Source organism: Paenibacillus sp. SRL342 (genome assembly GCF_984798905.1).
Window position 1 is genome coordinate 173,996 of the sequence record NZ_OZ481790.1, and the last position, 13,326, is coordinate 187,321.

The 13,326-nt window shown below is 44.8% G+C and carries 12 protein-coding genes and 1 tRNA gene; 11 read left to right on the forward strand and 2 right to left on the reverse strand.

What is annotated here, in order from left to right; translation table 11 throughout:
- Positions 1-147 precede the first annotated feature (147 nt).
- From AC4E8D_RS00855 to AC4E8D_RS00890, 8 genes are all read left to right on the forward strand, one after another.
- Positions 148-1,179, forward strand: a complete 1,032-nt coding sequence (locus AC4E8D_RS00855; protein ID WP_036616412.1) for an AI-2E family transporter — start codon at positions 148-150, stop codon at positions 1,177-1,179.
- A gap of 444 nt (positions 1,180-1,623) precedes the next feature.
- The gene (locus AC4E8D_RS00860) at positions 1,624-2,574 is read left to right on the forward strand and encodes an ROK family glucokinase (RefSeq protein WP_062837749.1); all 951 of its coding nucleotides are present in this window, start codon (positions 1,624-1,626) and stop codon (positions 2,572-2,574) included.
- A gap of 51 nt (positions 2,575-2,625) precedes the next feature.
- Positions 2,626-3,525: an RNase adapter RapZ gene (gene rapZ, locus AC4E8D_RS00865; RefSeq protein ID WP_017691251.1), complete on the forward strand. Its 900-nt coding sequence runs from the start codon at positions 2,626-2,628 to the stop codon at positions 3,523-3,525.
- Between the two features lie 13 nt (positions 3,526-3,538).
- Positions 3,539-4,525 carry a gluconeogenesis factor YvcK family protein gene (locus tag AC4E8D_RS00870; RefSeq protein ID WP_017691250.1) on the forward strand — a complete coding sequence of 329 codons (987 nt, stop codon included), beginning with the start codon at positions 3,539-3,541 and terminating at the stop codon, positions 4,523-4,525.
- Positions 4,526-4,531: 6 nt separating this feature from the next.
- Complete coding sequence (whiA, locus tag AC4E8D_RS00875; RefSeq protein WP_091038642.1) at positions 4,532-5,470, forward strand: DNA-binding protein WhiA; 939 nt, start codon at positions 4,532-4,534, stop codon at positions 5,468-5,470.
- A 254-nt stretch (positions 5,471-5,724) separates the two neighbouring features.
- Complete coding sequence (locus AC4E8D_RS00880; RefSeq protein WP_017691248.1) at positions 5,725-5,994, forward strand: HPr family phosphocarrier protein; 270 nt, start codon at positions 5,725-5,727, stop codon at positions 5,992-5,994.
- Positions 5,995-6,150: 156 nt separating this feature from the next.
- The gene (locus AC4E8D_RS00885) at positions 6,151-6,903 is read left to right on the forward strand and encodes an SIMPL domain-containing protein (RefSeq protein WP_074092967.1); all 753 of its coding nucleotides are present in this window, start codon (positions 6,151-6,153) and stop codon (positions 6,901-6,903) included.
- Positions 6,904-7,281: 378 nt separating this feature from the next.
- Positions 7,282-8,379 carry a stalk domain-containing protein gene (locus tag AC4E8D_RS00890; RefSeq protein WP_221822452.1) on the forward strand — a complete coding sequence of 366 codons (1,098 nt, stop codon included), beginning with the start codon at positions 7,282-7,284 and terminating at the stop codon, positions 8,377-8,379.
- Positions 8,380-8,553: 174 nt separating this feature from the next.
- On the opposite strand, the gene clpP is transcribed toward AC4E8D_RS00890, so the two are convergent.
- Positions 8,554-9,150 carry an ATP-dependent Clp endopeptidase proteolytic subunit ClpP gene (gene clpP, locus AC4E8D_RS00895; RefSeq protein ID WP_017691245.1) on the reverse strand — a complete coding sequence of 199 codons (597 nt, stop codon included), beginning with the start codon at positions 9,148-9,150 and terminating at the stop codon, positions 8,554-8,556.
- Between the two features lie 176 nt (positions 9,151-9,326).
- A tRNA-Arg gene (locus AC4E8D_RS00900) sits at positions 9,327-9,401 on the reverse strand.
- A 426-nt stretch (positions 9,402-9,827) separates the two neighbouring features.
- Between AC4E8D_RS00900 and AC4E8D_RS00905 the strand changes: the two genes are divergently transcribed.
- The 3 genes from AC4E8D_RS00905 (at position 9,828) to AC4E8D_RS00915 (ending at position 13,301) form a co-directional block, all read left to right on the forward strand.
- A complete protein-coding gene (locus AC4E8D_RS00905) occupies positions 9,828-10,853 on the forward strand; it encodes a sugar-binding transcriptional regulator (RefSeq protein WP_221822444.1) in 1,026 nt (341 codons plus the stop codon).
- A 107-nt stretch (positions 10,854-10,960) separates the two neighbouring features.
- Positions 10,961-11,968: a type I glyceraldehyde-3-phosphate dehydrogenase gene (gene gap / locus AC4E8D_RS00910; RefSeq protein WP_017691243.1), complete on the forward strand. Its 1,008-nt coding sequence runs from the start codon at positions 10,961-10,963 to the stop codon at positions 11,966-11,968.
- A gap of 151 nt (positions 11,969-12,119) precedes the next feature.
- Positions 12,120-13,301 (forward strand): phosphoglycerate kinase, encoded by a 1,182-nt coding sequence (locus tag AC4E8D_RS00915; protein WP_221822442.1) that lies wholly within the window; start codon positions 12,120-12,122, stop codon positions 13,299-13,301.
- Positions 13,302-13,326 lie beyond the last annotated feature (25 nt).

The following is a 13,326-nucleotide window of genomic DNA, read 5'->3' on the forward strand; positions in this document are numbered from 1 at the left end:
AGGTTAGGCATATGTTAGGAATAAGAGACAACGGGAAGTCTCATGAATGAGAGAAGCCGGAAGGCTTCTCTTTTTTTGAAACTACAGTGGGCATGAGTTCGTATACATATAGGGCATATTAGCTGTGAGGTGAAGATTTTGGGGGAAATGATAAAAGATTGGTTACAGAATGCGACAGTGAGACGGTTTTTGATCTTGCTCTTGTTCTGTTTAATTTTGTTCAGTATGGGGAGTATGCTGCACATGATTCTGCTGTTGTTCCTGGTGACATATGTCATGAACAGGTTACAGCATTTCATTACAGGTGGTCTGAATCGATTGTTTCCGATCAATTATAAAGTTGTGGTCATTCTGCTCTATATGATCGTGATCGCAGTCATTGTGCTTGGCATATCCAGATATTCACCACGGATCGTGGATCAGGTCGTTCAGTTGACCAACGAGATTATGAAATTTCTGGATAGTGCAGACGGTGATAATTTTGCATCCAAAATTGCGGGTTATCTTCAATCCTTCGATATTAAAAATTACACCAATGATGCATTGAAATATATTTTCGCTTTGAGCAAATGGCTGGAGTTTATTCTGCTCGTCATCATTCTGAGTCTGTTCTTCTTGTTGCAGAAGCAGGAGATATCCAAGTTCACGTCCAAGTTCAAAACAAGTAAAATTGGATGGTTCTACAATGAAGTGGCTTATCTGGGAGACAAATTCGTGTCTTCTTTTGGTAAAGTCATTGAGGCACAGCTTCTTATTGCGGTGTTTAATACGGTGCTGACGATACTTGGCTTATGGATTCTGGGCTTCCCGTATCTGTTCGCTCTGACTATTCTGGTGTTCATGCTCAGTCTGGTTCCCGTTGCGGGAGTTATCATCTCACTTGTACCGCTCTGTCTGATCGGGTATCAGATGGGTGGACTGAAATTAAGCATTATTGTAATTATCATGATTATTGTTATTCATGCTTTGGAGACGTACTTCCTGAATCCAAAACTGATGGCACACAAGACCAAATTGCCAATGTTCTACACCTTTATCGTACTAATTCTGTCGCAACACTTCCTGGGGATCTGGGGACTGATCATTGGTATTCCGATCTTTGTCTTCCTGCTCGATATTCTGGATGTGAACAAGATGGAGAAGACAGAAGAGCCGGTACGTGTGGAAACGAAGTTATAACGCAGAAAAATCAACTGAGTTTAACCCCAATTCTACAACTTCAGAATTTTCATAAAAGTAAGGGTGCCTTCTATATGTAGAAGGCACTTTTTTGTTGGCAATACCGTCATTAGATAACTTTCTGCATGAGAATGACAGGTGGCGGGTGCATAAGACGAGTCACCACTATGAGGGGACGATGTTGATCTTTTATGAATGGAACGAGTGAAGATGCAATATCATGAGTTGAGGCTTCCTCTGTTATGGAGGAAGGAATAAAGCGTGCGTTTATAAATGAAGGTAATGAGGATGTATACGTATTCAAAAATGCTATGTGATGTGGTTCACAACCCTGGTGAAGCATGATGTATACAAGCTCTTATCGTCTTGACCCAGGCGTATCCTTCAATTATAGTTGGTACGTAGGACTTAAACTATTTTAGATAGATAAAGGTGGCTTGCAGCATGTCTGAGAAAATCTACGTTGGGGTCGATCTCGGCGGAACAGCAATCAAGGTCGGTATATGCGATGAACAAGGTCAGCTAATGCATACGTATGAAGGACCGACTGAAGTGGATAAGGGCGTAGACACGGTCATCGCCAACATCGAGAAGTATGTCCGACATATCGTAGCCGAATCACCGTACAGCTGGGAACAGCTTGAGGGTGTAGGTGCTGGAGTGGCCGGTTTCACGAATGTACGCGAGGGAATTATCGTTCATGCCCCTAACATCGGATTTCGGAATGTGGCCATTCGTTCGATTCTGGAGGAACGTCTGGGCAAGCCAATCAAAATAGATAACGATGCAAACGTGGCTGCACTGGGTGAAGTATGGGCAGGTGCTGGCAAAGGCGTAGACAACTGCGTATGTTATACACTCGGTACGGGTGTTGGCGGAGGCTTGATCTTGAATGGCAACATCTATCAGGGTTTCTCCGGTATGGCGGGAGAACTGGGTCATATCAGTGTTGTACCTGATCTGGAGGCCATCAAGTGCGGTTGTGGTAAAATGGGATGTGTAGAAACAGTATCGTCTGCAACGGGTATTATCCGTATGGCAAAGGATGCAGTAGAACGTGGTGATCATACGTCACTGGCTCTCGTCGACAAGATTGCAGCCAAAGAAGTATTTGATGCTGCCAAGGCAGGCGATGAAGTGGCACAGCGCATTGTGAATCGTGCGGCCTTCTACCTGGGCAAGTCCATGGCTACTGTAGCGGCTGTCATTAACCCGGAGATGTTCATCATTGGTGGTGGCGTATCCAAAGCAGGTAATTTCTTGTTCGATGAAATCCGTACCGTATTTGCTAAGTTGACACCGGAACCACTCCAAGAAGGGGTTCAGATTCTGGAAGCTACACTTGGTAATAATGCAGGTATTGTAGGTGCGGCAGGTCTTCTCTTGCGTTCCTAGTGACCTCGTAACAATATATGAAGACAGCAATATGATAAGGAGGGGACATTTATGCTTGAAGGTGAAGGCTCACCAGGCACAGGCGCCACGCTCATTATCATTACGGGTATGTCCGGAGCAGGTAAAACCATTGCAGTACAAAGCCTGGAGGATCTGGGTTTCTTCTGTGTGGATAATCTGCCGCCGGTATTGATTCCGAAATTTGCGGAACTAATTGAACAGTCAAACGGCAAGATTGGTAAGGTTGCATTGGTTATCGATCTGCGCGGGCGTGAATTCTTTACGGCTCTGTCCGAGTCTTTGAACTATATTAAAGATCATTTTACCATTCATTGCGAGATTTTATTCCTGGATGCTACAGATTCTGTACTTGTTCAGCGTTACAAAGAAAGTAGGCGCAGACATCCACTGGCTCCTGAGGGCATGCCGCTGGACGGCATCCGACTGGAACGCAAGATGTTGGAGGAACTCAAAAACTCTGCGACTCAGGTACTGAATACAAGCACAATGAAGCCTGCTCAACTGAAAGAACGCATCATATCCCGCTTTTCTCATCTGGAAAGCCAAATGCTGTCGGTGAATATTACGTCGTTTGGATTCAAATATGGCATTCCGATTGATGCTGATCTCGTGTTTGATGTACGTTTTTTACCGAATCCGCATTATATTGATCATTTGCGTCCGAATACGGGGCAGAATAGTGATGTCTATGAATATGTCATGAAATGGCCAGAGACACAGGCCTTTCTGACGAAACTGCTGGATATGCTGCATTTCCTGATTCCGCAATACCGGAAGGAAGGCAAAAGCCAGGTTATTATTGGAATCGGCTGTACCGGAGGCAAGCATCGTTCGGTAGCAATATCGGAATATTTGGGCAAGATGTTGGGAAGCAGCGAGACAGAAGCTGTCACCGTGAGCCATCGCGACGCTGACCGGGACCGTCATTGAAGAGGGTGAAGGGATGAAAGAGGCCGGACCACGAAGAGAACGTCCGAGAATAGTTGTAATGGGCGGCGGAACCGGATTATCCGTGATGTTGCGCGGTTTGAAAGAAAAGCCGCTGGATATCACGGCCATCGTCACAGTTGCAGATGACGGTGGAAGTTCAGGCATCCTGCGCAATGAGCTACAGATGCCGCCTCCGGGCGACATTCGCAACGTGCTTACGGCACTGGCTGATGTAGAACCATTGCTTTCAGATATGTTAAAGTATCGTTTCAACACAGGCGCGGGGCTTGCAGGCCACAGCTTGGGGAATTTGATTTTGGCTGCAATGACGGATATTTCGGGCGACTTTGTGACCGCAGTGCGGGAGCTTAGCCGCGTGTTTGCCGTTCGAGGTGAGGTGTTGCCAGCAGCCGGTCAGGCCGTTGTGTTGCATGCGGAGATGGAAGATGGGACAATTATTACAGGTGAGTCCAAAATCCCTGAGGCGGGTGGACGCATCAAACGTGTTTTCCTTGAACCGGATCACGTGGAGCCGTTGCCAGAGGCAGTAGAGGCCATTCGTCAAGCTGACGCCATTCTAATCGGGCCGGGCAGCCTCTATACAAGCATCCTTCCCAATCTGCTCGTACCTAAGCTGGCTGAGGCTGTGGTAGAGGCTGATGCGGTGAAGATGTTTATCTGTAATGTTATGACACAGCCGGGAGAAACAGATAACTATACGGTAAGTGACCACCTTAAGGCGGTACACGAGCATATAGGTCATCAGCTCTTCGACTATGTTATCGTAAATAATGGTGATATTCCGCTGCAAGTGCAGAATAAGTATGCGGAAAAAGGAGCAAAACCGGTTGTACTGGATATGAATGTACTCGAAAGTGCCGGCTATCAGGTGGTTGCAGATACCCTTGTTCTGTTCAAAACCTATCTGCGTCATGATGCCGACAAGTTGAGTCATCACATCTACCAACTGGTACAAAATTGGATGTTACGGAAGAGGTGAAGTCCCATGTCGTTTGCAGCACAGACCAAAAAAGAGTTAACCATGATCGAGAGCGAACCGTGCTGCGAAAAGGCGGAACTTTCAGCCCTCATCCGTATGCTTGGTGCAGTGCAGTTATCGAATAAAAAAGTGATCTTGGATATTTCGACGGAGAATGCCGCCATTGCAAGACGGGCATACTCTCTGCTTAAAAAGCATTTTCAAGTGCATACGGAATTACTGGTCCGCAAAAAAATGCGGCTGAAAAAGAACAATGTATATATTGTTCGTATTCCAACCATGGTACAGGAGATTCTCAACAGTCTTCATATTGTATCGGAAGGTTTTCTGTTTACGCCAGGAATTAATACGGAGTTGTTTCAGCAGAACTGTTGTAAACGGGCCTATCTTCGCGGTGCATTTCTGGCCGGTGGATCGGTTAATAATCCGGAAGGCTCCTCGTACCATCTGGAGATTGCGTCCATGTATGAAGAGCACTGTCAGGCACTCGTTGACCTGGCCAATGAATTTCATCTGAATGCCCGGTGTATAGAACGGAAAAAAGGATTCATCCTATACATTAAGGAAGGCGAGAAAATCATTGAGCTGCTCAGCATCATTGGTGCTCATCAGGCCTTGTTCAAGTTTGAAGATGTACGAATTATGCGAGACATGCGTAACTCCGTTAACCGAATTGTCAATTGTGAGACCGCCAACCTGAACAAAACCATTGGAGCGGCGGTAAGACAAATCGATAATATTCGGTTATTGCAAAAGGAAGTTGGTCTGGAGTCGCTGCCTGAGAAGCTTCGCGAAGTGGCGGAGGTTCGACTGGCTCATCCAGATATCAATTTGAAGGAAGTGGGCGAACTCCTTAAAGGTACAGTTAGCAAGTCAGGAGTGAACCATCGGCTTCGTAAAATTGATGAGCTGGCTGAGAAAGTACGCACAGAACGTTATGGTTAAGACGGAGTAGGGTAAAGTAACAAGGTCGGCTGTTTCTGCTGAACAGAAAGGTCGGGAAAGTCAACCGTTAAGGGTCTAGAGGACTTATTTAGGATATTGGATGCGCTGTGCAAAAGATGAAATAGGGCAAGATAATGTCCATCAAAGCACCCTGAGTTTTTTCTTCTAGTGTCCTGCACGGGTTAATGGTATAATGTTGTATAAATATAATTGTGTATTTAATGTCCAGATTTCATAATAGGGGGTAAGTTTCCATGACAAAGCACCCGGTAGTTGTCCGTTTGAAAACGGGTCTCCATGCCAGACCTGCGGCACTGTTCGTTCAAGAAGCGAATAAGTACTCGTCTGAAGTGTTCGTCGAGAAGGACGACAAAAAAGTTAATGCAAAAAGTATCATGGGGATCATGAGCCTTGCGATTAGCACAGGTACGGAAATCCAGATTAGTGCAGAAGGCGCGGATGCCGAACAGGCTGTAAACGCTTTAGTTAGTCTGGTAAGCAAGGAAGAGCTCGAAAACCAATAAGATATGATCAATCCAATGAAGAAGTCCCGAAAGGGGCTTTTTTGCGTTTTTCACGTTTATGCTATCGTCAAGTGCAACATTATGGAATTTGTCCCGTCTGTTAAGGTATCAAATCGTTTAAAGTTTGAGATGTTAACACATAAGGAGGCTATCGTAATGGGTAAACAATGGATGAAACCGTTTGGTGCGGTGCTGGTGGCAAGTACGTTGCTTGTTGGAGGAACGGCATGGGTTGCACCAGGTAACTATGCTTACGCTGCAGAGGTTCAGGGAGTACAACAGAATGTGATTAATGTTGTGGGTAAAGGTGAGATTCAAGTGAAGCCTGATATCGCGTATCTGTCCATTGGTGTGAACAGTACTGCAGAGACAGCTGCATCTGCTCAAAAAGCGAATGCTGCCAAAGTTCAAAAGGTATCCAACTTGCTGAAGAATACGTGGAAGATCAGTGCAGACGACATTCAAACGAGTCAGTTCTCTGTACAACCCAACTATACGTATAGCGAAAAAGACGGACAACAAATTAAAGGATATACAGCGCATCATACGCTGACTGTCACATATCGTGAGATGGACAAGATCGGCGAGTTGCTCGATGCTGCTTCGGGTGCGGGTGCCAACAATATTGAAAATGTGCGCTTTACTGTAGAAAACCCGGAAAGTTATGAGTCCCAAGTGATTGAGAAGGCTGTTGCCAATGCAGATGTGAAAGCTGGCGCCATTGCAAAAGCAGTTAAACGTCAACTGGGTGCTGTTCTTTCCGTAAGCCAAGGTGATGCCAATGTGCCTGTGTTCTATGCAAGTGAGGCATTAATGTCCAAAGCACAAGATACAGCAGGTGGCACTGAGATTGAAACAGGCCAGGTTAAAGTAAGCACAATCCTGAATATCACGTATGAAATGAAATAAACAAGAGGCAACTAGGATTGTAAGCTCAAGTAACCTTTATTTGAAGGGTACAACGGAATAATGACAAAGACTTTGTCCTGTGGACAGAGTCTTTTTTTGTTGGAAAGGCAAACTTTGATGAAGTTAGATAGGAGGGTACCTTTTTGAAGCAACATGAAATGCTGTATATTGGTATCTTTTTTGTATAGTTGTTCGTGACAAAAAGGTCATATCCCCATATATTTTCCGCCTGATATTCATCAACATTGTAACTCGAGCTGTAAACCTTTCCGAAATCGGGTTAATTATAATAGAGAGGTGAGCGTATGAGATATGCGATCAGGTCAGGATTACATACGCAATGATCCCTAATTGTGAATTCAGAGAGGAGTTTTATATATGACATCATGGAAAAAATGGACAAGTGCATTGCTTGCGGCAGGAATTATTGTAGGTAGCGGTTCGGTGTGGCAGGACAGCTCGGTTCAGGCAGCATCGGTATCCTCTAAAGTGACAACCCCAGCTGAGGTAACTCTGAAATCGGGTGGGAAAACACTGACTCAAAAAGGACTTCTTCAAGGTGGCTCAACTTGGGTATCTCTTACGGCAGTTAAAGATGTGGCAGGTGGAACGCTGAAATATGATGCCAAAACCAAAGAGTACGCTTTGACAGCAGCCAATAACACGATGACGATCAGCCTATCGGATGGCGAACCGAGTGTTCGAATTAACAACTATTATCCTCAAGTGGACGCAAAGCTGATCAACGGCAGATTGTATATTCCATTCTCAGCAATGAGAGATTATCTGGGTGTACAGGGGAACTGGGATGGCAAAACCAAAACGTTGACACTCAGCAAGGTGAAACAAAATAACGTAAAAATTAAAGCGGCAACAGTTAATGTCACTGTGAAAAATGCCGAAGTAGATGTTCAATATCCGCAGGTGAGTGGACTTGCCAGCAAAGAAGCTGAAGCGGCGATTAACAAAGTGCTGAAAGATGAAGTGGATGCTTATGTAACTGACTTCAAGAAACAGACATCTGAATTCGGCGGTGCAACAGCCAACCGTCCATATGCATTTGAGAGCTCCTATGTAGTAACGTACAACGAAAAAGGCGTGCTGGGACTCATTACACAACGATACGAGGATTATGCTGGCGCTCATGGTATGACATACCGTACGGGCCACACCTTTGCACTGGACACAGGCAAGGAGCTTACGTTAGATGATGTGCTGCAAAATAATAAAACCATGCGCGAGACGTTGAGTAAAAAAGTGGGTGAACAACTGAAAGCCCGCGGTGGATACCTCGACGGTTACAAAGGATTGAATAAAGATCAAGATTTCTATGTGACACCAACGGGTGTAGTCGTGTTCTTCCAGTTGTATGAATATACGGCGTACGCAGAGGGATTCCCTGAAATGCCATTTACGTATAAAGAGCTTCTCCCTAAAGGCACAGAACCTTTCAGTAATGTATCTAAAACCAAATAAAGAAATCATTATTATGCACTCTTAAGTTATCTTCCTTATTCCTTATAAAATGAAAAAAAGAAGCCCTCATCATGATCATGATGAGGGCTTCTTCTCGTATAGACAACACACGAAGTGTTGCTGATTACGCGGGTGTTGATGATGTTAACGCATAGACCGTGGTCTACGTCACACTTAGATGCCTTGTGATCCTACGTTTTCGATAACTTTATCAATGATACCGTAATCGGCGGCTTCAGCAGCACTCATGAAGTAGTCACGATCTGTATCTTTCTCAATCCGCTCCAGCGGTTGACCTGAACGCTCAGAGATGATGCGGTTCAACGTATCACGCATTTTCAAAATGCGACGAGCACGGATTTCGATGTCAGAAGCCTGACCTTGTGCACCACCAAGTGGTTGGTGAATCATAATTTCACTGTTTGGTAATGCAAAACGTTTACCTTTTGCACCGGCATTCAACAAGAATGCACCCATGGAAGCCGCCATACCTACACAGATGGTAGATACATCCGGTTTGATGAATTGCATTGTATCGTAAATCGCCATACCGGCTGTAATCGATCCGCCTGGGCTGTTGATGTATAAGTGAATGTCTTTCTCCGGATCTTCCGCAGCCAGGAACAACATCTGTGCCATAATGGCATTAGCCACTACGTCATTAACATCGCTACCAAGGAAAATAATACGATCCTTCAGCAATCTGGAGTAGATGTCGTAGGCGCGCTCACCCCGGTTGCTCTGTTCAACGACCATTGGAATAAAACTCACGTGAAAAACCTCCTCGGAATGTAAATGTTATTGGTGTTTATACTTAAACTGTTACCGTATTACCCACATAATAAACAATTCCAAACAAAAAGTCAAAGAAAGTCAAACTAACTTGCAAAAAAAAGAAACCTTTCCGGTTTCATTGGTTAAATGGGTTATGAGCTGTTAAATAAAAATGGCGCGCCCGCCAAGAATCGAACTTGGATCTCAGGCTTCGGAGGCCTACGTCATATCCATTGGACCACGGGCGCACATTATGTGACAGCAATAATGATTATAGCTCATGAAATATTTAATTGCAAGCAGTTCGTTGTGGTATTGGTTTGGATTAACCTAAAAATGATCATGATGAAGAAGAGTGGATAAAGAGTGCATTTAAGTAAATGCTATTAGAGGTTTTGGACATGCCGTATGAAATGTGATTCTGAGCGATATGTAGATTGAATTCATTTGTTTCTTCTATATATGGTATGCGTGAGCTAGTCCTTGATCATGGAAGTCTAGGATTGTGAAAATAGGCGCGTACAAACGCTGAATGCGTGTCGAAATAACACGTTGAAACACTTGCATGTCACGTCAGTTTTAGGTAGAATAGACGTGGGACTTAAAAAGTTAACCCGGGACGTTTTAGGGCCACGAAAGAGAGCTTAGAACGAGAACTTGCGGGAGTGGAAAGCATGCGAACGATTTTAGAAGTACAAAAGCAGCTTCTGCCTGATCTCATGGATATCTTGAAAAAGAGGTATACGATTCTGCAACAGATCATGTTATCGGATGTGATCGGACGGAGAACGTTAGCTAATTCCATGCAGATGACCGAGCGGGTTCTGAGGGCTGAGACCGATCTGTTAAAGGCTCAGGGACTTATTGAAATTGACAGTGCAGGAATGAAGATCAGCGAGGCAGGGTATGATTTGCTGCAGCAGTTAGAGCCCGTAGCCAAAGAGTTGTTCGGATTATCCGAGCTGGAAGAGCGCATCAAGCAAGCCTACGGTCTGCAAAAGGTAGTTGTGGTTCCTGGTGATTCGGACGTTTCTCCATTTGCCAAAAGGGAACTGGGCAGAGCCGGAGCGAAGGCTCTCGGCAATATCATGAGTGACAACGACGTTGTCGCCGTTACTGGCGGATCAACAACGGCTGAAGTCGCAGAGCAACTGACTCCGCCAACATCGCTCAAAGGTGTCTGGTTCGTACCGGCACGCGGTGGACTTGGAGAAAGCCTTGAAATTCAGGCGAATACGATTGCATCCACAATGGCAAAACGGGTTGGAGCGCAATACAAACTCCTGCATGTACCGGATTTGCTTAGTGATCATGCCTATGAATCATTAATCCAGGACCCCAGTGTTCAGGAGATTCTGCAGCTGATTCGGAAATCGCGGATTGTTATTCATGGAATTGGTGATGCCGTGGAGATGGCTACAAGACGTAAACTTGCGACGGAGATTATAGATGAACTTCAGGAGCAAGGAGCCGTATCTGAATCTTTCGGTTATTACTTTAATGATCAGGGTAAGGTGGTACATACCATGCTTACACTGGGTATGCGACTTCAGGATATTGAACGAACCGATGTTGTGATTGGAATTGCAGGTGGCAAAAGCAAAGCTGCTGCTATACATTCCGTGTTGCGATTTGGACAGGAAGATATTCTGATTATTGATGAGGCTGCTGCCGAAGTCATCGTTGCTGAAATGGAATAAGGTTTTACTTTGCATCACAACTATTGTTGTCTTGACGGACTTCACCGTCTGTCTTGAATATATAAGTTTCATAAAAAAATTAATCAAAACTTGGGAGGAACTTACTCATGATTAAAGTAGGTATTAACGGTTTTGGACGTATTGGACGCTTGGCATTCCGCCGTATTCAAAATGTAGCAGGCATCGAGGTAGTAGCAATCAACGACTTGACTGACGCTAAAATGCTCGCTCATTTGCTCAAATATGATACAACTCAAGGTCGCTTCGATGGCGATGTTGAAGTACACGATGGCTTCTTCAAAGTGAACGGCAAAGAAGTTAAAGTATTGGCTAACCGTAACCCGGAAGAACTTCCTTGGGGCGACCTGGGCGTAGATATCGTTCTGGAATGTACTGGTTTCTTCACAACTAAAGAAGCAGCTGAGAAACACTTGAAAGGTGGAGCTAAGAAAGTTGTTATCTCCGCACCAGCTACTGGCGACATGAAAACCATCGTTTACAACGTAAACCATGAAATCCTCGACGGTACTGAAACTGTAATCTCCGGCGCATCTTGCACAACAAACTGCCTGGCACCTATGGCAAAAACATTGCAAGACAAATTCGGAATCGTTCAAGGTTTGATGACTACAATTCACGCTTACACTGGCGATCAAAACACATTGGATGCTCCACACCCTAAAGGTGACTTCCGTCGTGCTCGTGCAGCAGCTGAAAACATCATCCCTAACACAACTGGTGCTGCTAAAGCAATCGGTCTGGTAATCCCAGAACTGCAAGGCATCCTTGATGGTGCAGCTCAACGTGTACCAGTAGCTACTGGTTCCCTGACTGAACTCGTAACTGTTCTGAACAAAAAAGTAACTGCTGAAGAAGTTAACGCAGCTATGCAAGAAGCTTCCGATCCAGAAACTTTCGGATACACAGAAGACGAAATCGTATCTTCCGATATCCAAGGAATCACTTTCGGTTCCCTGTTTGATGCAACTCAAACTAAAGTTCTGACTGTTGGCGACCAACAATTGGTTAAAACTGTAGCTTGGTATGACAATGAAATGTCCTACACTGCACAATTGGTTCGCACTTTGGAGCACTTTGCAAAAATGATCAAGTAATATCTGCAATAACATAGAGCGGAAACAGATGCTATATTGTTTCCGCTCTTTATATATCTACATTTTGCAAATTTCTCAAAAACACCAGGATTGACGAGGGATTTTAGCTCTTGATTGGTCCACCAAATACATGGGTGCGGAGGAAATACAGATGAACAAAAAAAGTGTACGCGATATCGAATTGACAGGAAAACGGGCTTTTGTCCGTGTAGATTTCAATGTGCCGCTCGAAGATGGTAAAATTACAGATGACAAACGTATTCGTGCAACGCTTCCTACAATCAACTTCTTGATTGAAAAAGGCGCTAAAGTCATTTTGGCAAGCCACATGGGTCGTCCTAACGGCGAAGTGGTTGAATCTTTGCGTTTGACTCCAGCAGCTGAGCGTTTGTCTGAATTGCTTGGTAAAAAAGTTGTTAAAGCTGACGGTTCTGTTGGTGACGCTGTTAAAGCTCAAATCGCTGAACTGAACAACGGCGACGTATTGTTGCTTGAAAACGTTCGTTTCCACGCAGGCGAAGAGAAAAACGATCCGGAACTGGCAAAACAATTTGCTGAACTGGCTGACGTTTTCGTTAACGATGCGTTTGGCGCGGCTCACAGAGCACACGCTTCGACTGAAGGAATCGCTCACTTGCTTCCAGCAGTGTCCGGTTTGTTGATGGAGAAAGAACTTGAAGTGTTGGGTAAAGCAATCTCCAACCCTGAGCGTCCTTTCACAGCTATCATTGGTGGATCCAAAGTTAAGGACAAAATCGATGTAATCGACAACCTGCTGAACATTGCAGACAACGTAATCATCGGTGGCGGTCTGACTTACACGTTCTTCAAAGCACAAGGACATGAAATTGGACAATCCTTGCTGGATGATTCCAAACTTGATGTTGCTCTCGGTTTTATCGAAAAAGCGAAAAAACTGGGTAAAAACTTCTACCTGCCGGTAGATATCGTAGTATCCGACGATTTCAGTGCGAAAGCAAACACACAAATCGTTGACATCGATGGTATCCCAGCAGATTGGGAAGGTATCGACATTGGTCCTAAAACACGTGAGATCTATGCTGACGTAATCAAAAACTCCAAATTGGTTGTGTGGAACGGACCAATGGGCGTATTTGAAATCGAGCCATTCTCCCACGGTACTCGTGCAGTAGCGGAAGCTTGCGCTGAGACAGAAGCTTACACTGTAATTGGTGGCGGGGACTCCGCAGCAGCAGCTGAGAAGTTCAAATTGGCTGACAAAATGAACCACATCTCTACAGGTGGCGGTGCATCGCTCGAGTTCATGGAAGGTAAAGTACTTCCAGGCGTAGTGGCATTGAACGACAAGTAAGTTTTAGTAGTCTATAGCATGAAGG